Below are 20098 nucleotides of genomic sequence, written 5' to 3' on the forward strand. Positions count from 1 at the left end.
GCTGGATCATGCCCCCGTTTGCAATTCGCGACAACCGGCCCAAAGGTCATGGGTGGAACCGTTCACACCGGCCATGTGACTGCTGGCACGCTTTCTGCATGATCTCCATCGCATTCGAAGCAGGAGATCGGACCATGGACATGCATCTCGCCACGCTCGGCATCGACGACGTCACCCTGCATCACGACCTGCTGATCGAACTCGGCAAGGTCGAGATGGCGCTGGAACTGATCCATCCCGACCAGGAAACCCCGGCCGCGACCCAGTTCGAGCTGCTCGAAGGCCGTCGCGCCAAGCTCAACGCCATGCTCTCCCGTCTGGCCGCCTGATTCCCGCATCGCTGCACTGTTTCTGTTCCACCCTTCTCGTTTCTCCTCCCCCCTTCTGCCCGCCGCATGGCGGGTTTTTTTTGACCGAACGGGCCCTTGGCCCCCAAGTCGGCTCAGCCGGGGTTTCGGACGGGCGCGGCATCGCCCGGATCGCGCGAGCGCGACGGCGCGCGGCTCCAGAAGCGCGCGGCGCGGAACAGGGCGACGCCCCACTCGCGCTTCGCGGTGACGCCAAACCAAAGCAGCAGCAGCACGCCGTAGGCCGCCAGCAACAGCGGCTTGGGGATGTTCCAGCGCAGGCACTGGCCGATCACCAGACCGCAGATCAGGGTGAAGGCGGAAAGCCCGATCGCGGTCGAGGCCGGACCAAAGCCAGCGTCGCGCATGATGTGGTGGATGTGATTGTGGTCGGCCGAAAACGGCGAGCGACCCGCCATCAGCCGGCGCACGATCAGTACCAGGCAATCGATCACCGGCACCGGCGCAAGCCACAAGGCCAACACCGGGCTCACCGGGTGCCCTTCGTTCTGGGTCAGGCGGAAGCAGCTCCAGGCCACGGTCAGTCCGAGCAGGGCGCTGCCGGAGTTGCCCATGAACGCTGCCGCGCGTGCGCGCCCAGGAAAGCGGAAGTTGAACACGAGGAATCCGAGCAGGGCACCGATCGGCAGCAGCACCCGCTGCACCAGCATGCCGTTGCCGGAATAGCCTGCGGCCATCAACACCATCAGCAGCGTCGCCAGCACCAGGGTACCGGCCAGGCCATCCACGCCATCGATCATGTTCAATGCGTTCACCAGACCCACGGTCGCGAGCACCGTCAACGGCAGCGACAGCGCGCCAAGCGACTCCGCCCCGGCCCCGAACACCGGGCCGATCTGTTCGATGCGTACGCCGCCGCCGTAGAACAGGAGCAGTGCGGCACCGACCTGGATCGCGATGCGCCACCACCAGCGCAGGTCGTAGCGATCATCGAGCCAGCCGGTGACGATCAGCAGCAACCCGGCGCCAAGGAACGACCACAACGCCGCACCCACTTGCAGCGTCAGCAGCGACGTAATGGTGATACCGAGGTACATCGCGACGCCCCCGGTAGCCGCGGTGTCCGCGTCATGGTCCTTTCGACCTTGCGGGTGGTCGACCAGACCGAGCGCATGGCAGAACGGAAACAACAGCAGCATGATCGCGATCGTGCCGACGAAGGCAATCGCGGCGCTGAGCCAAACGATGTCGTTGAAGCCTTCGAATGCCATGTCGCCCACCATCGCGCACTCGGCGTGACGCTGACACTTTGTATCATCGACCCCAGCGTGCCGACAATCGCGCCGCGAGCCCGCCGCCAAACCTTGCGCGGGTCTCCATCCTCATCCATGCATGCCAGCGTGTTATACGAAGACCGTGATTGACCTGCACTGCCACCTGCTGCCCGGCATCGACGACGGTGCGCCCACTCTGGAGATCGCGCTGGCCATGGCGCGTGCTGCCGTCGCTGATGGCATTACCGTCACCGCCTGCACGCCCCACATCTACCCCGGCCTGTACGAGAACCATGCCGACGGCATCGAACGGGCGATCGCGGCGATGCAGTTCACGCTCGATCGCCACGGCATCGCGCTCAGGCTGGTAGCGGGCGCCGACGTGCACGTCGTGCCCGACCTGCTCGAAGGCCTGAAGCAGGGGCGTATTCCGACGCTGGCCGGCTCGCGCTACTTTCTGTTCGAGCCGCCGCACCACGTCGCGCTGCCGCGGCTCGAGGAACTGGCGTTCAGCACACTCGCCGCCGGCTACGTCCCGGTGGTCACGCATCCGGAACGACTGACCTGGATCGACGGCCACTACGAAGTGTTCCAGCGCATGGCACAGGGCGGCGCCTGGATGCAGATCACCGCCGGCGCGCTCTGCGGACATTTCGGCAAGCGTCCGCGCTACTGGGCCGAACGCATGCTCGATGAGGGCCTGGTGCACATCGTCGCCACCGACGCCCACCACATTGACAAGCGACCGCCACTGCTCGCGGAAGCGCGCGCTGCCGCCGCGAAGCGCGTCGGCGACAGCGAGGCCACCCATCTCGTGCAAACGCGTCCCCGCGGCATCCTCGAAAACGCCGCACCCGCCCAACTGCTACCGGTGCCGCAAGCTGCCGACGCGGCGAGCACACAGCCGAGCGGTCTTTGGCATCGCCTGTTCGGGCGGGCATAATGCTCGCGTAGCAACACATGATTGCGACGTGACCGCAGTGGCATCGCTCTACCCGCGCTATCGTGTGTGACCCAAGGAGAAGCTGGTCCATGACGCTGAAGCCGCTCTTGTCCTGCCTGGCCCTGTGCGGGCTGTTGTTGCTGGCCGGGTGTGCCTCCAGCGGCGGCGCAATCCGCAGCGGCACGGCGAAAGCGGTCACTTCGACGGATTCCTTGCCGCCCCCCGATACGACGTCGGCGTCGGGTGCCTACACGGGAGTCGCGGACTATCGCGTTGGTGCCCTCGACTTGCTGGAGGTTTCGGTCTTTCAGGTCGCCGACTTGAACCGGACCGTGCGCATCAACAGCAACGGCTACATCTCCCTGCCGCTCGTCGGTGCAGTGGCGGCGGGCGGCAAGACGGTCAGCGAACTCGAAGCCGAGATCGCGAAAAGGCTTTCCGAGCAGTACCTGCAGAATCCACAAGTCAGCGTGTTCGTGAAGGAGTACTCGAGCCAGCGCATCACTGTCGAAGGCGCGGTGCAAAGTCCGGGCATCTTTCCGATCACCGGCCCGACCACCTTGCTCCAGGTCATCGCGATGGTGAAAGGGTTCGACCCGATGGCCGACGATCGCTCGATCATCGTATTTCGCAAGATCAATGGCCAGAAGATGGCCGCGCTGTTCAACATCCGCAACATCCGTGCAGGAGAAGCGGAAGATCCGCGCATCTACGGCGACGACATCGTGGTAGTCGAGCGCTCTGGTGTGCGCAGCGCCTACCACTCGCTGGTGAACGGGCTGCGCAACGTCATCGGCTTTGCCGTGCTCTGAGCGGTCCACCCTGAAGGAAGCGCATGCCCGAGCTCACCCCCCACCCCAACGCAGGTCGACGGCCGCTCCCGGTCGTGGTTCCCCAGCAGGGCGGAGCCTTGGTGCCGGCTGCGGCTGTCACGCCCAGCTCCCTGCTTGCCGAGCTCCGCCAGGCCGAGCATCCAGGCGAGGAGGAGACCAACCTGCTCGACTATTGGCGCATGCTGGTCAAGCGCAAGTGGACGGTACTGGCGGCGGCTCTGTTGGTGACCTTGTTCGGCCTCGTGGACACGTTGTTGACGGTGCCAATGTACCGCGCCACCAGCACGATCCAGATCGAAGGCGAGCAGCTCAATGTCGTGAACATGGAAGGTGTGACACCCGGCGAGTCGAGTGGCGACAACCAGTTCTACGAGACCCAGTACCAGCTGCTGCGCAGTCGCAGCCTGGCCGAGCGGGTGGCGACTACGCTGCAACTTGGCTCCGATACCGCCGTCGTCGGCCCTGGCCAGCCTTCGCCATGGCGCAGGCTGTTCGGTTCCCTGTTCGGCGCCGGCAAGAGCTCGGCGCCGGATAAGGCTTCGGCGGCCAAAGCCGTGGACGATCGCGCCCATGCCAGCACGGTCCAGGACGGATTGACGGTCGATCCGGTGCGCAGTTCGCGTCTGGTGCGGCTGCACTTCGACAGCCCGGACCCTGCCTTCGCGGCGCGTGTCGTCAACGCCGTCGGTGAGGCCTATATCTCGACCAATCTCGAGCGGCGCTTCGGTGCTTCCTCCTATGCCAAGGGTTATCTCGAGGATCGACTGGCTCAATTGAAGCTCAAGCTCGAGGAATCCGAGAAGCAACTGGTCGAGTTCGCGCAGCGGGAGGAAATCCTCTCGATCGACAACGAGGCGATCGCGAACCAGGATGTCGTGTCGCTGAATGGCGCGGTTTCCGAGGCCCAGCGGGCGCGCTTTCAGGCCGAGGCACGCTGGCGCCAGATCGAGGCGCTGGGCACGGCAGTCCTGCCTCATGACATGCTTGAGCAGTCCATGGTTCGCTCGTTGCAGGAGCGCCGAAACGCGCTGCGTGCCACCTACCAGGAGAAATTGCGCGTCTACAAGCCGGAATATCCGGAAATGCGGCAGCTGCGCGCGCAACTCGATGAAGTCGACCAGCAGATCGCGATCGAGGCCGGCAACATCAAGAAGACCGTGAAGGCCCAGTACGACGCCGCAGTCACGCTGGAACAGATGCTGCGCGAGCAACTGGCCAAGGTGAAAGCCGACACGCTCGACCTGCAGAAACGGTCGATCGATTACAAGTTCCTGCAGCGTGAAGTCGCCACCAACCGCGAGCTCTATGACGGGCTACTGCAGCGCTACAAGGAGATCGGCGTTGCTGGCGGCGTTACCTCGAACAACATCTCGGTGGTCGACAACGCGCAGGTGCCACGCAGTCCGTTCGAGCCCAACATCAGTCGCAACCTGATGAAGGCGCTGCTGATCGGGCTGTTTCTCGGCGTGCTGCTGGCGTTGCTGCTCGAATACCTGGACGACACCATCAAGACACCGGAAGACATCGAGAAGCGCCTGCACCTGGTGCATCTCGGTGTGGTGCCCAAGCTCGGCAAAGAACTCTCCCCTCACCAGGCTTCGCTGGACCTGCGTTCGGGATTCGCGGAAGCCTATCGTTCGGTACGCACCGCACTGCAGTTCTCGACCGAGAGTGGCGTGCCGTCCACTCTGGTCGTGACCAGTACCGTGCCTGGCGAAGGCAAGACCACCACCGCGAAGACCTTGGCACGCAATTTCGCGATGCTTGGCAAGCGCGTGCTACTGATCGACGCCGACCTGCGCAATCCCTCCCTGCACCGCGCCTTCGATCTCGACAACTCGCTCGGTCTCAGCAACTGCCTTTCCGGCGCGGCCAAGCCCGGGCAGTGCATCCATCGCGTGGAGGAGGCTGGAATATCGGTCATGCTGAGCGGGCCGCTGCCACCCAATCCCGCCGAGCTGCTGGCTGGCCCACGCATGATCAGCCTGTTGACCCAGGCCGCGGAGCGCTTCGACCAGATCGTGATCGACGCTCCACCGGTGCTCGGCCTGGCCGATGCGCCGATCCTGAGCAACCTGGCCAAGGGCACCTTGCTGGTGGTCGAATCCGGTCGCGCCCGCATCGGCGCCGGCCAGGCCGCGATCAAGCGCCTACTGGGCGCACGCGCGCGCCTGCTCGGTGCGGTATTGACCAAATTCGATTCGCGCAGCAGCGGTTATGGCTACGGCTATGGCGGCTACGGTTACGAGAGCTATCAGTACTACGGTTATGGCGGAGCGCCGAAAAAGCTCGCCGGACGGCGCTAGGTCGGCACGGCCATGAGTTGGGAGGCCGTCGATCTCGCGCTGGCGCTGCACGCAGCGCCGCGGGATCTGGCGACAATGCGCGCGCGCGCCTTGCCTGAAGGCGTGGACCGCGTGCTGCGTCTCGCACTCGGCCAGGAACACAGCTTGGCGAGCGCGGCGCATGCGACCGGACAGGACAGCAATACGCTGGTGGAAGCCGCGCGCTTCTTCATCGAACAACTGCTGCTCGCGCGCGAATGCGAGCACGATCCCTGGCGCGTCCTCGGCCTCGCGCCCGGCAGCGAGCTGGCACGCATACGCGAACATCACCAGTTGCTGGTGCGGCTGGTGCATCCAGATCGCAGCGACGAATGGGCCAGCGTCTACGCCGACCGGGTCAGCAAGGCCTGGCGGCAGTTGCGCCATCACTCGCCGGAACCGGGCGTGCCCAGCCGCGTCATGCCTGCGGTCGAGGATTTCGGCGATGGCGAGGCACCGCCGCCGCGCCCCGCGGTCGACGACGTCGATGCCTGGAAGCCAGCCGCGATTCCCCGTGAGCGTGTGCGTCATGAACCGCAACTGGCGCCATCGCCCACGCCCCCGGCATCGCCGTGGCGCACTGCGACGATTGCCCTGCTGGTGCTGAGCGCGCTGGCGACCACGTTCTGGCTTGGACAACGCAGCGCGCATGCACCGGATGATGCGACCATCGGCGCCGTGGCGGCGCCTGCCGCCACGCCTTCGTCCGAGCCGCCGGAGCCGGAGCCGACCGAGACGGTGCCACAAGCCGAACCGAGCGCGATGGTCGCGGGCTCGAACGATGAAGGTCTGGCACATGCTGCCGTGACGAACGTGGCTGCAGCGTCCGCTGTGGCGGTCGCAGCGCCCGCAGTCCTGCAGCGCACACCTACTCCTGCACCCGGCCGCGTTCTGCCGCCGGCGCCAGCGCTGCGCGTGTCGAGACCGCCAGCGCCCCCAGCAGCGATCACCGCCCATGCGAGCCCGGAGACCGCGCCGCCGCCGTCCTCGTCCAGTGTCGAGATCGTCCCCGTGGCCGCCGCCAGCGAGCCAGTAAGCGCGCCCCCCCCGGCACCGTCGCCCGCCGTACCCGCGGCGACCAGTACCACGGCCGGACCCAGTCGCGACGAGACCCTGGCCCTGCTCGATCGCTACACACACAGCTACTCACAGGGCGACCTGAACGGACTGCTGGCGCTGTTCGCGCGCGAAGTGCACAACGATCCGCGCAATGTCGCCTCGATCGCCGGCGAGTACTCTCGCCTGTTCGGGAGCACCAATCACCGCGAGATCCGGCTGCACGACCTGCGCTGGCACAACGTCGGTGACCGCGTTGCCGGTGAAGCGCGCTTCGAGGCGAGCTACCAGCGCAATGGCCGCAATCGTCGCCACACCGTTTCCGGTCGGATCGCGTTCGAGTTGATCCACGACGCCGGCCAGTCGCGGCTGTTGCGCCTGGTCTCGCGCGACGATGGAGGCAGCTGATGGGCGGCACAGCGCGCGCGCTGCTCGCATTTGCACTGGTGTCGGCGTTGGCGGCACTGATCGCGCACAGTGCCCGCGGCAATGCCGAGGCGGGAGCGAATGCCGACGCCGATGCCATCCGCGCCCGGATTGCCGCGCATCCGCTGGCGGGCGAGGGGTATCGGCATCTCGCCGAAATGGACGCAGGTGCGGGCACCAATGCGCGCGCTATCGAGCTGCACGAGATCGCCGCGCGCCGCGCACCACGCGATCGTGCCAGCCATCTCTGGCTGGCCGACCATCATGCACGATCCGGGCACAGCGCTCGCGCACTGTTCCACCTCGATCACCTGATGCGCCTCTCGCCGCGACGCGCCCACCACCTGTTTCCCGGTCTGGGCGCGCTGCTGATGACACCGAGATCACGCGCCGAGCTCATTGCCTTTCTGGGACAGTCCGAACGGCCGTGGCGCTCGAATTTCCTGCGCTGGTTCAGTGCGCAACCGGGTCTTGCGCCCGTGCTCGGGGAGGTGTTCGAGCCCCTGCGCAAGGCGAACGCGCCGTTGCACGAGGAGGAGCGCGGCTACTGGATCGAGCGCCTGTTGCAGGAAGGCCGGATCGACCAGGCCTACTTTCTGTGGATCGACGCATTGCCCGCCGAACGCCGAGCCAGCATTGGCAATGTCTACGACGGCGGCTTCGAGTTCGACGCCAGCAGCGGCGGGGTGTTCGACTGGCAGTTCCGCGCGGTGCCCGGGGCCGCGATATCGCGTGCACAAACCAGCGGGATGCTGGGCGGGCAGGCACTACTGATCGAGTTCTTCGATCGCCGCGTAGCGTTTGAACACGTGCAGCAGCGCCTGGCGCTGGCGGGCGGCGACTACCTGCTCGAAGGGCGGGTGCGCAGCCAAGACCTGCGTAACGAACGTGGCCTGCGCTGGCGGCTGTTGTGCGGCACGGGCGTGATGGGCAGCAGCGAAGCGTTTCGCGGCAGCAGCGACTGGCGCGACTTCCGCGTCGAGTTCACGGTGCCGACCCAGGCCTGCGCCGGTCAGACCCTGCAACTGCATCTGGATGCGCGCATCCGCCCCGAACAGATGATCGGCGGCCGCATCTGGTTCGATGCGCTGCGCATCCGTCGACGCGATTGACCGCCCGCCGTCGCCCGTGCGAGGATCGTGCGCGCACCCGGTTGGGTGCAGCTCGCACCGCGAGACCAGGAGGTCGCAATGACGATGACATGGCGGATCGCAGCGCTCAGTGCCGCGTGCATTGCCGGCAGCTGCTTGGCTGCTGATCCAGTATCGACCGCGACCGTGGACGCAACCCTCGCGCAGACGGAGGGCACCGTGCTGGTGAACCAGGGCGAGCGCTTCGTTGCCGCCCCGAACGGTACAGCGCTGAAGAAGAACGATCGAGTGATGGCGATGGAGGACTCGTCTGCCACGGTCAAGTATTTCGAAGGCTGCGAAATCGCGGTCAAGGCCGGCACGGTCATCACCATCCCCGAGCTGCTCCCCTGCGAGTGTGGCGATTTTTCCCGCGAGCAAGGCCCGATCGGTCGGATCGCCGAAGCGAACGGCGCGCTCCAGCTCGTGCGCGGCGAAAGCCTCGTCGAGGCGACTGCCGGTCAGCAGGTCGCGGTCGACGACATTGTGCGCACCTTGTCCGACGCCCGTGCAGTCGTCGAGTTTCGGGATGGCTGCCGCACCGAGGTGGCTGCGTCCTCCGAATATCGCATTCCCGATCGCTCGCCCTGTCTCTGCGCGATCATCGCCGCCCAGCAGGTGGGGCCGGCAACGAACTACAACTTGGCGCGCATCCTCGGACCGTCGGTGCTCCTGTTGCCGCGCCTGTTCGAGGACGATGATGACGAGGATCTACCAGTCAGTCCCTGACCAGAATTGCGGGCCGCGAGAAGCGGCCCGCGTCGTTTTGGGGCCGGCGTGCTGACCGCGCTGCGTGGCCAGCGCCTGGCGCTGGCCGCCGGCTGCGCGCTGCTCGCACTCGCCATCCTGATGGGTGGCGGTACGCGCCAGGGCCTGGCCGCCGACCAACTATTGCAAATGCTGTCACTGCCGCTGCTGTGGCTCGCACTGATGCGTCTGCATCCCAAGGCGCTCGATCGGGGCGCACGCCTGGCCCTGGCCTGGCTGCTGCTGATGGCAACCTGGATTGCGCTGCAATTGTTGCCGCTGCCACCCACGCTGTGGATGAGGCTGCCCGAGCGAGCGGCGATCGCAGCCGATCTTGCTGCGGCCGGCGTCGCCGTCGGCTGGCGACCGATCACCTTCGATGCCACCGCCACGCTGCGCGCGGCACTGGCCTGGCTGCCACCCATTGCGTTGGCGCTGGCCGCGCTCGGTCTCGACAGCCATTCGCGGGTGCGGATGGTGCAGGCACTGCTGCTGATCTGCGTGTTCGCCATCCTGATCGGCTTCGCCCAACTCGCCGGCGGTCAGCACAGTCCGTTGCGCTGGCATACCCATACCAACACGCTCGAAGCGGTCGGGCCGTTTGCGAACCGCAATCACTTCGCCAGTCTGCTGGCACTGGCCGTGCCACTGGCGACAGCATGGATCATCAGCGCGACGCGGCCGCGACCACGGCAGATGGCAGTGCTCACCCACAACACCCGCCTCGGCGTCGCAATCACGATTCTGGTCCTGCTCCTGGTCGGCATCGCGGTCAGTCGCTCGCGTGCAGGGCTGCTGCTCGCCGCTGTCGCGGTCGTGTTGTCCGCGGCCCTGGCCTGGCGCAATCACCAGGAGTCTCCGCTGCGCGCCCACGCGCCTGGCGCCCGCCGTTGGTTGGCGCTGGCGGGATTGCTGGGCCTGGTGTTCGGCATTCAGTACGGCCTGGTCGGACTGCTCGACCGCGTGCAGCAAGACCCATTTGAAGACATGCGCTGGCGAATCGCCGCCAACACCCTGCAGGCGGCACGCGCGCTCGCACCCACCGGCGCCGGAGCCGGAACGTTTCCGGTGACCTATGTGCAGTTCGAGCCAGCCGAGCAACGCAGCGCGTTCTTCGTGAACCGCGCCCACAACGACTGGGCCGAATGGTGGCTCGAGGGCGGACTGCCGATGCTGCTGCTGTTGCTTGTTGCACTGCTGATTCTGCTGCGCGCCACCCTGGCCGCCTGGCGGTCGCAAGGCGAATACGCGCCGTGGCGACGCGCGGCCACGTTCAGCGTCTGGCTGGTGCTGCTGCATTCGCTAGTCGATTATCCGCTTCGCACCACCGCGATCGCGACCGTCACTGCCCTCCTGCTCGCGATCGTCTTCGCGGCGCGTCGTGGCAATGGCCACGCCGCGCAGGACACGCGTGCAACGCCCGACGCTGGACCCTGAAGCGGTTTCTGGCAAGATCACGCGGTTCACGGACACACGCATGTCGCCAGCACCAGAACATCGCATCGCCATCATCGGACTCGGCTACGTCGGCCTGCCGCTCGCAACCGAGTTTGGCAAGCGGTTCGATACCCTCGGATTCGACATCGACGCACAGCGCATCGAGGAGCTGTGCCGCGGCCACGACCGAACCGGCGAACTCGAGACCGACCAGATCAACGCTGCCGCGCGACTGCGTTTCCGCGACGACGCAGCGGCTCTCGCGGACTGCAACACCTTCGTCGTCACCGTGCCCACGCCGATCGACGCACACAAGCGGCCGGATTTTACGCCGCTGATCCGCGCCAGCCGGATGATCGGCGCGGTACTGCAGCGCGGCCAACTGGTGATCTATGAATCGACCGTGTATCCGGGCGCGACTGAAGAGATCTGCGTGCCGGAGCTGGAGCGCGCATCGGGATTGAAATTCAACATCGACTTCACGGTCGGCTACAGCCCCGAGCGCATCAATCCCGGTGACCGCCAGCGCACCCTGGCCTCGATTCCGAAAGTGACCTCGGGCTCGACGCCGGAGGCGGCCGAACGCGTCGATGCCTTGTACCGGAGCATCATCTCCGCCGGCACGCACCGCGCGCCGAGCATCAAGGTCGCGGAGGCGGCGAAAGTGATCGAGAACACCCAGCGCGATGCCAACATCGCGCTGATCAACGAGTTCGCGCTGATCTTCCACCGCCTCGGCATCGATACCAGCGAAGTGCTCGAAGCCGCCGGCAGCAAGTGGAACTTCCTGCCGTTCCGGCCCGGCCTGGTCGGCGGCCACTGCATCGGTGTCGATCCCTACTACCTGATCCAGAAGGCGCAGTCGGCCGGCTACTACCCCGACATCCTGCTCGCCTGCCGGCGCATCAACGACGCCATGGGCCAACACGTCGCCGCCGAAGTGGTGAAGCTGATGGTACGCAAGGGCCATGCAGTCGCGAACGCGCGCGTGCTGGTGCTCGGTCTCACCTTCAAGGAAAACTGCCCGGACCTGCGCAACACCCGTGTGGTCGAACTGGTGCGTGAGCTCGAAAGTTTCGGCGCCCGTGTCGACGTGCACGACCCGTGGGCCGATGTCGCCGAAGCGAAGCGCGAATACGGGCTCGACGTGCTCGCCGCACTGCCGGCGCCTGGCAGCTATGACGCCATCGTCGTCGCGGTTGCGCATGACGCCTTCCGCGATCTCGGCGTCGACGGCCTGCATCGCCTCGCCAATGGCCGCGCCGTGATCTACGACATCAAGAGCCTGTTCCCCAAGGACGCCGTCGACGCGCGGCTTTGAACCAACCCGCCGACAGGCATGATGCGCGTAGGGTGTGCCGAGCACCGCGAGGCGCACCATCCCAAGGTCACGCATCACCTTTGTCCCACCATCCCGCAATCGCACCAATCCAACCGCGGCGATGCGGGCGGGAATGCGACGGTGCGCGCCGCAGGATGACCGCGTGAATCCGCGACGGTGCGCGCCGCGATGCGGCGCACACCCTACATCGGCCTCGCGTCGTCGGTTCGTGCGCGGCTTGCGAACCTCGCGCCCATCGCCTATGGTTGCGTTCAATGCTTGAACGCAGGGCGGAAATCGCGTGCAGTCCTGGTTTGCGGTGCTGACGAAACCACGTGCGGAGGCGGTCGCGCAGGAACATCTTGCGCGCCAGGGTTACGAATGCCTGTTCCCGCGCGTGCGCCGCATGTTGCGCAATGCGCGCGGCCTGGAAGCGCGGGTCGAGTCGCTGTTTCCGCGCTACCTGTTCCTGCGTGCCGATCCCGACACCACCTCCCTCGCAGCCGTGCGTTCGACGCGCGGCGCGGTCGGCCTGGTGCGTTTCGGCGGCGAACCGACGCGCGTGCCCGATGCGGTGGTGGCGCGCATCCAGCGCCGCATCGACGCTGACGATGGCTACGTGCGCCTGGAAGCACCCGAGCTGGTCGCCGGCGAACGCGTGCGCATCACCGAAGGTGCACTGAGCGGACTCGAGGGCATCTTCCGCTGCCGCGAGTCCGGTGATCGCGTGCGCCTGCTGCTGGAACTGCTCGGCTGCAGCCGCGAGATCGTGGTGCCGCGCACGCAATTGGCTCTGCAACTGTAAGCGCGGCCCCGGCCGCGACCACGTCGCCGCGTGCAGCGACGACGTGCCACAACAAGACAACGGCCCTGCGGAATGGCCTGCATCGCAGGGCGGTAGCGTCCCCGGCACCCGATGAACGACGAACTCCGACTGCGCCTGCTGCGCCAGCTCACCGAACATCCGGAGCTGTCGCAGCGCGAGATCGCGCAACGCCTGGGCCTCTCGCTCGGCAAGACCAACTACTGCCTGCGTGCACTGATCGACAAGGGCTGGGTCAAGGTCAACAACTTCCGCACCAGCAACAACAAGCTGGCCTATGCCTACGTGCTCACCCCCAGCGGCCTGCGCGCCAAGATCAACGCGACCAGCACCTTCCTGCGCCGCAAGCAGGACGAATACGTGCAGCTCGAACGCGAAATCGCCGAACTCCGCGAAGAGGTCGAACGCAGCCATGTACGCCGCGCCTGAATGAACCCCATCCTCGTCACCGGCACCGCCGGCTTCATCGGGTACCACGTTGCCGAGCGTCTGCTCGCACGCGGCGAGCACGTGCTCGGCCTCGACAACCTCAGTGATTACTACGACGTCACGCTGAAGCAGGCGCGGCTGGCGCGGCTGCAGGCGCACGCGAACTACCGGCATGTCAGCGCCGACCTCGCTGATCGCGCCGCGATCGAGACGGTGTTCGCGACGCACAGGCCGGCGACCGTGGTGCATCTCGCGGCCCAGGCCGGGGTGCGTTACGCCGCCGAGAATCCGCACGTCTACGTGTCCAGCAACATCACCGGCTTCCTGCACGTGCTCGAAGGCTGCCGCCGTCATGGCGTCAAGCATCTGGTGTACGCCTCGACCAGTTCGGTCTATGGCGGCAACACCTCGATGCCGTTCTCCGAGCATCAGGCCACCGCGCATCCGCTCACGCTCTATGCGGCGACCAAGAAGTCGAACGAGATGATGGCGCACAGTTATGCGCATCTGTTCGGCCTGCCTTGCACCGGCCTGCGCTTCTTCACTGTCTACGGCCCCTGGGGCCGACCGGACATGGCGCTGTTCCTGTTCACCAAGTCCATCCTCGCCGGTGAACCGCTGAAGGTCTTCAACCACGGCCACCACAAGCGCAGCTTCACCTATGTCGACGACATCGTCGAAGGCATCGTGCGCAGCCTCGATCGCCCGCCGCAGCCGAACCCGCAGTGGAACGCCGCCGCACCCGACCCGGCCACCAGCAGCGCGCCCTATCGCCTGTTCAACATCGGCAGCACGAGCACGGTGCAGTTGCTGCGTTACATCGAAGTGCTGGAACAGTGCCTCGGCCGCAAGGCCACGCTCGAGCTGCTGCCGCTGCAGGCCGGCGACGTGCCCGACACCGAAGCCGACTGCCACGACCTCGCACTCGCCACCGGCTACGAACCACAGATCACCGTCGAGCAGGGCATACCGCGATTTGTCGACTGGTATCGCGGCTACTACGGAGTCGGTGCATGAGCGTGGTGCTGGTCACCGGTGGCGCCGGCTACATCGGCAGTCACGCGTGCAAGATGCTGGCGGAGGCCGGGCATACGCCGGTGGTGTTCGACAATCTCTCGCAGGGCCATCGCTGGGCGGTGCGCTGGGGTCCGCTGATCGTCGCCGATACCGCCGACCGCACAGCGCTCGATGCCGCGTTCGCGCAGTGGCGGCCGGATGCAGTGATGCATTTCGCCGCGTTCGCCCAGGTGGGGGAGTCGGTACTGGATCCGGGCAAGTACTACCGCAACAACGTGGCCGCCACGCTCTCGCTGCTCGAGGCGATGCGCGACCATGGCGTCGACCGCTTCGTGTTCTCCAGCACCTGCGCGACCTATGGCGTCCCTCTGCAGCAGCGGCTGGACGAGACCCATCCGCAGCGACCGATCAATCCCTACGGCCAGTCCAAGCTGATGGTCGAACAGATGCTCGCCGACTTCGCCCATGCCCATGGGCTGCGGGCCACCGCGCTGCGCTACTTCAACGCCGCCGGTGCCGAACCCGAAGCCGGCATCGGCGAGGCGCACGATCCGCAGACGCACCTCATTCCGCTGGCGCTCGAAGCCGCGCTCGGGTTGCGAAGTCTCGCGATCTTCGGCGACGACTACGACACCCCGGATGGCACCGGCGTGCGCGACTACATCCACGTCAGCGACCTGGCACACGCGCATCTGCTGGCGCTCGATGCCATGCAGAGCGCCGCGCCCGGCCTTCGCGCCTACAACCTGGGCAATGGCCTCGGCTATTCGGTGCGCGAGGTCATTGCGGCCGCCGAGCGGCTCAGCGGAAGAGCGGTTCCGTGCACGGTCGGACCCCGCCGCGCCGGAGATCCCGCCATGCTGGTCGCCGACGCCAGCAAGATCCGCAACGAGCTCGGCTGGGTGCCGCGCCATCCCGATCTCGAAACCATCGTGGCGTCGACCTGGCGCTGGCTGCAATGCCGTGACCGCATGCTCGCGGAGGCGGCGTCGGCATGAACACGCGCGACGACGCGCTGCACGACCAGGTCTTCGGCCATCAGCATGTCACCGAGATTGGCAGCGGCGTGCGCTCGTTGCGCGCCGACCTGCGCGAGATCTGGGCCTATCGCGACCTGCTGAGCCTGCTGATTCGCCGCGACATCAGCGTGCGCTACAAGCAAAGCGCGATCGGCATCGCCTGGGCGGTGGTGCAGCCGATCGTGCTGATGACGATCTTCAGCATCGTCTTCGGCCGCTTCGCCAAGCTGCCATCCGAAGGTTATCCGTACTCGGTGTTCACGCTGTGCGCCTTGCTGCCCTGGCTGTATTTCGCGCGGGCGTTGAGCGGCACCAGCGACAGCATCGTCGGTGCTTCGAACCTGGTGACCAAGGTCTACTTCCCGCGCCTGATCATCCCGATCAGCAAGACCGTCTCCGGCCTGATCGATTTCGCGATCGCGTTCGGCATCCTCGCTGTCGTGCTCGCCTGGTATCGCATCGTGCCTGGCGTCGCGATCCTGCTGCTGCCGGTGTTCATCGCCATGACCATGCTGACCGCGTTCGCGATCGGCCTGTGGCTGACCGCGCTGAACGTGAAGTACCGCGACATCGGCCTGCTGGTGCCGTTCATGACCCAGATCTGGATGTACGCGTCGCCGATCGCGTATTCGACCACCCTGGTACCCGAGCACTGGCGCTGGATCTACAGCCTGAACCCGATCGTCGGCGTGGTTGAAGGATTCCGCTGGGCCCTGCTCGGCAAGGCGCCACCGGCGATGGGACCGATGCTGCTGTCGCTGGCGATCGTCGTGCTGCTGCTGATCACCGGCCTCGTGCATTTCCGCCGCACCGAACGCACCTTCGCGGACATCATCTGATGACTCGCCCGTCTCCGTTCGCCCTGAGTTCGTCGAAGGGCGGTTGCGTCCAGCAGAGAGAGGCCGTTCGCCCTGAGCCTGTCCAAGGGCGCTGCCCCACAACCCCCGTTCGCCCTGAGCCTGTCGAAGGGCGCTGCCCCACAACCCCCGTTCGCCCTGAGCCTGTCCAAGGGCGCTGCCCCACAACCCCCGTTCGCCCTGAGCCTGTCGAAGGGGCTGCCCCACAACCCCCGTTCGCCCTGAGCCTGTCGAAGGGCGCTGCCCCACAACCCCCGTTCGCCCTGAGCCTGTCGAAGGGCGTCCTCGTCAATGACCACCGCCATCAAGATCGAGAACCTCGGCAAGATGTATCGCCTCGGCGAGACCCACGAGCGCACGCTCAGCGACCAGATCGCGCGCATCGCGCGGCGACTCGGCGGTCGCAAGGCGCAGACCAGCGCCGCTCCGGAAGAGTTCTGGGCGCTGCGCGACGTGAACCTGGAGATCGCCGAAGGTGAGGCGGTCGGCATCATCGGCGGCAACGGCGCCGGCAAGTCGACCCTGCTCAAGATCCTGTCGCGCATCACCCAACCGACCACCGGTCGCGCCCTCGTGCGCGGCCGCCTGTCGAGCCTGCTCGAAGTCGGCACCGGCTTCCACCCCGAGCTGACCGGTCGCGAGAACGTGTTCCTCAACGGCACCATCCTCGGCATGCGCAAGCACGAGGTGGTGCGCAAGTTCGACGAGATCGTCGCCTTCGCCGGCGTCGAACAGTTCATCGACACCCCGGTGAAGCGCTACTCCTCCGGCATGTACGTGCGCCTCGCCTTCGCGGTCGCCGCCCACCTCGAACCCGACGTGCTGGTCATCGACGAAGTGCTTGCCGTCGGCGACGCCGAGTTCCAGAAACGCTGCCTCGGCAAGATGGGCGACGTCGCCCGCGAAGGCCGCACGGTGTTGTTCGTCAGCCACAACATGGCGGCGGTGCAGAAGCTGTGCACGCGGGCAGTGTGGATGCGTGGCGGGCAGGTGGCGATGCAGGGCGAGCCCGGTGCCGTGATCGGTGACTACCTGCAGGCCACCAGCGAGCTCAGCGGTCACGCTCAACAGCGGCCAGGCTACCTCTACCACGATGACGCCATCAGCGGCTTTCCTGCGGAAACACGCGTCTTCAGCCTGCAGCTGCTGGACCGCTGCGGCCAAGCGCTCGCTGAAGCCACAACCTTTGACAGCTTGCGCTTTCGGATTGGGTTCGAAGTCTCGCGCGCGTACCGCAGCTTTGCTGCGGTACTGCAGATCAGCACGGCCGACGGCGTATCCTTGCTGCTCACGTCGACCACGCCAGACCATGTCCTGCCGTTCTCGGTCGCCCCAGGTCGGTACAGCGTTGACTGCAGTTTCGACCAATTCCCACTTGCCGCAGGCGAGTACGTGCTCGGGCTTGGACTCGCTATTCCTGGTGTCGAGTACCTCTGGCGGAAAGACACTCTGTGCATTCTTTGCGTCGAGCCAAGCGACGTATTTGCGTCTGGCCTCCCACCTCAAGCGAGTCGGTATCTCATTGCCACACCGCATGCTTGGAGCGCCGCGGTACCCCTCGAATAGGGACGTGATCGAGCGCTTGGCCACGCCGCACTACATGGAACAACCAAATCCCGAGGGCGTCCGATGTCACTTGCATCAATGATTGGTCGTCGACTGCGCGCATTGCGAACTGGACCCAGCACAATCGCAAACTCGTTCCAGTCGGAGTACTACCAGCGTCACAATGCGCGGCGTCTTGAACACTTGGCGAGCCTGGGGATCGCCATTCACGGCCGCTCCGTCTTGGAGCTAGGAGCGGGAATCGGTGACCATACGCATTACTATTTGGACCGGAATTGCAGTGTTACAGCGACCGACGCAAGGGAAGAGAATCTCCGCATCTTGAGGAACAGGTACCCTTCCTGCGCGACAGCGCTACTTGACGTGGAAGGCGAAGAATCATCGGTCAATGGAATGTTTGATGTGGTGCATTGTTATGGCCTTCTCTATCACGTGAGCGACCCGGGTCGTGTGCTTGATCTCATCGACAGAGTCGCCGGCGACTTGGTCTTTCTCGAAACCTGTGTGGCGTTCGGAGAATCCGAAGCGATCAACCAGGTCTCCGAACCCTCGAACAATCCAACTCAGGCCTATTCCGGGACAGGGTGTCGCCCAACTCGAGCATGGCTGTTCTCCAATCTGAAGCAGCGGTTCGCACACGTATACACGCCGCTCACGCAACCGAATCACGCCGAGTTCCCCGTCGACTGGAACAATCCCGCCGACCATGGTGCTCCGCTGCAAAGGTCCATCTTCATCGCGTCGCGTCAACCGCTAGCGAACGCGCAACTCTCTCCCGATCTCTTGCCGGTTCAGACGCGCCACGCCTAGGCAACTCGGAATCATGAGTCTGCGAGCCATGCTGAGAAAGATTGTTGTACACGTTCGCAACGGGACGTTGGGCGCCAGGATCCTATGGAGTATCCAGTCGACCCGAACCCAGTTCACTCGCGCAATTGACGCTCGGCGCTATGCCAAGAAGACGGCTTTCTGGGAAGCGCGTGTGGAGCAGGGCGCACACGTGGACGTCTCTATTGGACGCAGGGCAGTCCTCCGCCTGCATCCGGACAGCGAGGTCGCAAAGAGCATCTTCCTCCATGAATACGAGCGCTCAGAACGGATCTTTCTCCAACGATTCCTTCGTCCTGGAGATTGCTTTGTCGACATTGGCGCAAATATCGGCTTGTTTACGGTGTTGGCGGCAGCCACAGTTGGCCCTTCGGGCACGGTTCTCGCCTTTGAGCCGGGCTCGACCTCCAGACGCCGACTGTTGGAGAACATTGAGCTGAACCGACTCACAAACGTCGTTGTCGAGAGCCGAGCCCTTTCTAATCGCGCTGAGTCCAAGGGAATTCACATTCCGATTGACGGCCACGATGCTTGGGGGTCGTTCGCAGCGCCAATCGCCGGTTCCACTCTTGTTGTCGAGACTGTGGAGACTGTGCGGTGGGATGATCTGCCGGGGTCCAACCCGTCACCGACCATGATCAAGATCGACGTTGAAGGCTGGGAATTGTGCGTGCTCGACGGCGCCGCCGAGAGCCTGTCCAGACCTGACGCGCCGACACTGCAGGTCGAGTTCACGGATGCTGCGGCGCGGTCAGCGGGGCACGAGTGCAGTGACGTCTATCAACGGTTGGTCAGCTTCGGATACACCGTGTGCAACTACGACGTTGCCAAGAACAGACTGGTCCCCGAGGCGTTGAGGGCCGAGTATCCCTACGTCAATCTTTATGCAACCAAGCGCCTCGCCCAGGACAACGAACGACTGTTGCGGTCGCGAGGTTGGAGAATGCGACCATGAACGATTCGATGCATTCGGTGGCGACACCAAGATGAAGCTTGCCAAGCGTCTGGTTCGAGAGGTGCTACTCCGCTTTGGATACGAGTTGCGCCAGAAGGAGTTTCGCATTCCTGGAGCGTTTGAGTGGCAGCGACAACTGGTTGAAGAAGCGAGTCCGATGATCTTCGACATCGGTGCCTTCACAGGCGAGGTTGCTACCGTATATCGGAAGCTCTTTCCTGAGGCGCAGATATGCTGTTTTGAACCGAATCCCCAGTCGTTTGAATTGCTTCGCGAACGCCTGAAGACCGATACCGCACGCTTGTTTCAGCTCGCGGTTAGCGCAGATGGTAGACCGGTCGTTCTCAACGCAAACGCTGCTCCCGCCACAAGTTCAGTATTGCGAACCGACGCTAGAGCGGTGCAACACTGGGGACGCGGCCTGCTGGAAACTGTTTCCGAGATCGAAGTCGCATCGACAACGATCGACGTCTTCTGTCAGGAGCATGGCATCGACAAAATCGATATCTTGAAAATCGACGTCCAAGGCTTCGAACTTGCGGTGTTAAAGGGTGCTGGAAACATGCTGGGGTCCGGTCGAATCCGGCTGGTCTATCTCGAATTGATCGCATGCCCGACGTACGAGCATCAGCCCAGGCTCGGCGAATACTTCGAGCTTCTGGATGCACACGGGTACGTGTTGTCCAACTTGTTCGATCCGGTCGTGCGCGACGGTCGACTGCTCCAGATTGACGCAGTGTTCATCGCACCTAATGGGAACGCGAGTCCCTCTTGAACGAAGGGGCTCCAGCTTTGTGGGCGCAGC

Annotated in this window: 19 protein-coding genes; 18 read left to right on the forward strand and 1 reads right to left on the reverse strand. The window is 65.1% G+C overall.

Going from position 1 to position 20098, the window contains the following annotated elements; all coding sequences use genetic code 11:
* Window positions 1-134: 134 nt before the first annotated feature.
* Window positions 135-329, forward strand: a complete 195-nt coding sequence (locus IPG63_05140; protein MBK6726635.1) for a hypothetical protein — start codon at window positions 135-137, stop codon at window positions 327-329.
* Window positions 330-442: 113 nt separating this feature from the next.
* Here the strand turns inward: IPG63_05140 and IPG63_05145 are convergent, their stop codons facing one another.
* Window positions 443-1579, reverse strand: a complete 1137-nt coding sequence (locus IPG63_05145; protein ID MBK6726636.1) for an undecaprenyl/decaprenyl-phosphate alpha-N-acetylglucosaminyl 1-phosphate transferase — start codon at window positions 1577-1579, stop codon at window positions 443-445.
* Window positions 1580-1724: 145 nt separating this feature from the next.
* Here IPG63_05145 and IPG63_05150 point away from each other — a divergent pair, with 145 nt between their 5' ends.
* From IPG63_05150 to IPG63_05230, 17 genes are all read left to right on the forward strand, one after another.
* A complete protein-coding gene (locus tag IPG63_05150) occupies window positions 1725-2525 on the forward strand; it encodes a capsular biosynthesis protein (GenBank protein ID MBK6726637.1) in 801 nt (266 codons plus the stop codon).
* Window positions 2526-2614: 89 nt separating this feature from the next.
* Window positions 2615-3337 (forward strand): polysaccharide export protein, encoded by a 723-nt coding sequence (locus IPG63_05155; GenBank protein MBK6726638.1) that lies wholly within the window; start codon window positions 2615-2617, stop codon window positions 3335-3337.
* Window positions 3338-3438: 101 nt separating this feature from the next.
* A complete protein-coding gene (locus IPG63_05160) occupies window positions 3439-5664 on the forward strand; it encodes a polysaccharide biosynthesis tyrosine autokinase (GenBank protein ID MBK6726639.1) in 2226 nt (741 codons plus the stop codon).
* 12 nt (window positions 5665-5676) lie between these two features.
* On the forward strand, window positions 5677-7146 hold the full coding sequence (locus IPG63_05165) for a J domain-containing protein (protein ID MBK6726640.1): 1470 nt from the start codon (window positions 5677-5679) through the stop codon (window positions 7144-7146).
* Complete coding sequence (locus IPG63_05170) at window positions 7146-8276, forward strand: hypothetical protein (protein MBK6726641.1); 1131 nt, start codon at window positions 7146-7148, stop codon at window positions 8274-8276. Before IPG63_05165 ends, IPG63_05170 begins: the two co-directional genes overlap by 1 nt.
* A gap of 198 nt (window positions 8277-8474) precedes the next feature.
* A complete protein-coding gene (locus tag IPG63_05175) occupies window positions 8475-9023 on the forward strand; it encodes a hypothetical protein (protein ID MBK6726642.1) in 549 nt (182 codons plus the stop codon).
* Between the two features lie 48 nt (window positions 9024-9071).
* Window positions 9072-10478, forward strand: a complete 1407-nt coding sequence (locus IPG63_05180; GenBank protein MBK6726643.1) for an O-antigen ligase family protein — start codon at window positions 9072-9074, stop codon at window positions 10476-10478.
* Window positions 10479-10518: 40 nt separating this feature from the next.
* Complete coding sequence (locus tag IPG63_05185) at window positions 10519-11799, forward strand: nucleotide sugar dehydrogenase (protein ID MBK6726644.1); 1281 nt, start codon at window positions 10519-10521, stop codon at window positions 11797-11799.
* 301 nt (window positions 11800-12100) lie between these two features.
* Entirely contained in the window at window positions 12101-12604 is a 504-nt protein-coding gene (locus tag IPG63_05190) for a hypothetical protein (GenBank protein ID MBK6726645.1), read from the forward strand.
* 111 nt (window positions 12605-12715) lie between these two features.
* Window positions 12716-13051, forward strand: a complete 336-nt coding sequence (locus tag IPG63_05195) for a MarR family EPS-associated transcriptional regulator (GenBank protein ID MBK6726646.1) — start codon at window positions 12716-12718, stop codon at window positions 13049-13051.
* Complete coding sequence (locus IPG63_05200) at window positions 13052-14068, forward strand: NAD-dependent epimerase (protein MBK6726647.1); 1017 nt, start codon at window positions 13052-13054, stop codon at window positions 14066-14068.
* A complete protein-coding gene (gene galE, locus IPG63_05205; protein ID MBK6726648.1) occupies window positions 14065-15066 on the forward strand; it encodes a UDP-glucose 4-epimerase GalE in 1002 nt (333 codons plus the stop codon). The genes IPG63_05200 and galE overlap by 4 nt, the downstream gene beginning before the upstream one ends.
* Window positions 15063-15926, forward strand: coding sequence for an ABC transporter permease (locus IPG63_05210; GenBank protein MBK6726649.1), 864 nt, complete (start codon window positions 15063-15065; stop codon window positions 15924-15926). Before galE ends, IPG63_05210 begins: the two co-directional genes overlap by 4 nt.
* A 309-nt stretch (window positions 15927-16235) precedes the next feature.
* The gene (locus IPG63_05215) at window positions 16236-17510 is read left to right on the forward strand and encodes an ABC transporter ATP-binding protein (GenBank protein MBK6726650.1); all 1275 of its coding nucleotides are present in this window, start codon (window positions 16236-16238) and stop codon (window positions 17508-17510) included.
* A gap of 63 nt (window positions 17511-17573) precedes the next feature.
* A complete protein-coding gene (locus IPG63_05220; GenBank protein ID MBK6726651.1) occupies window positions 17574-18320 on the forward strand; it encodes a class I SAM-dependent methyltransferase in 747 nt (248 codons plus the stop codon).
* A gap of 28 nt (window positions 18321-18348) precedes the next feature.
* Window positions 18349-19293, forward strand: a complete 945-nt coding sequence (locus IPG63_05225; protein MBK6726652.1) for an FkbM family methyltransferase — start codon at window positions 18349-18351, stop codon at window positions 19291-19293.
* A gap of 31 nt (window positions 19294-19324) precedes the next feature.
* On the forward strand, window positions 19325-20068 hold the full coding sequence (locus IPG63_05230; GenBank protein MBK6726653.1) for an FkbM family methyltransferase: 744 nt from the start codon (window positions 19325-19327) through the stop codon (window positions 20066-20068).
* The last annotated feature ends 30 nt before the right edge of the window (window positions 20069-20098 follow it).

This window comes from Lysobacterales bacterium (genome assembly GCA_016703225.1).
GTDB lineage: Bacteria > Pseudomonadota > Gammaproteobacteria > Xanthomonadales > Ahniellaceae > JADKHK01.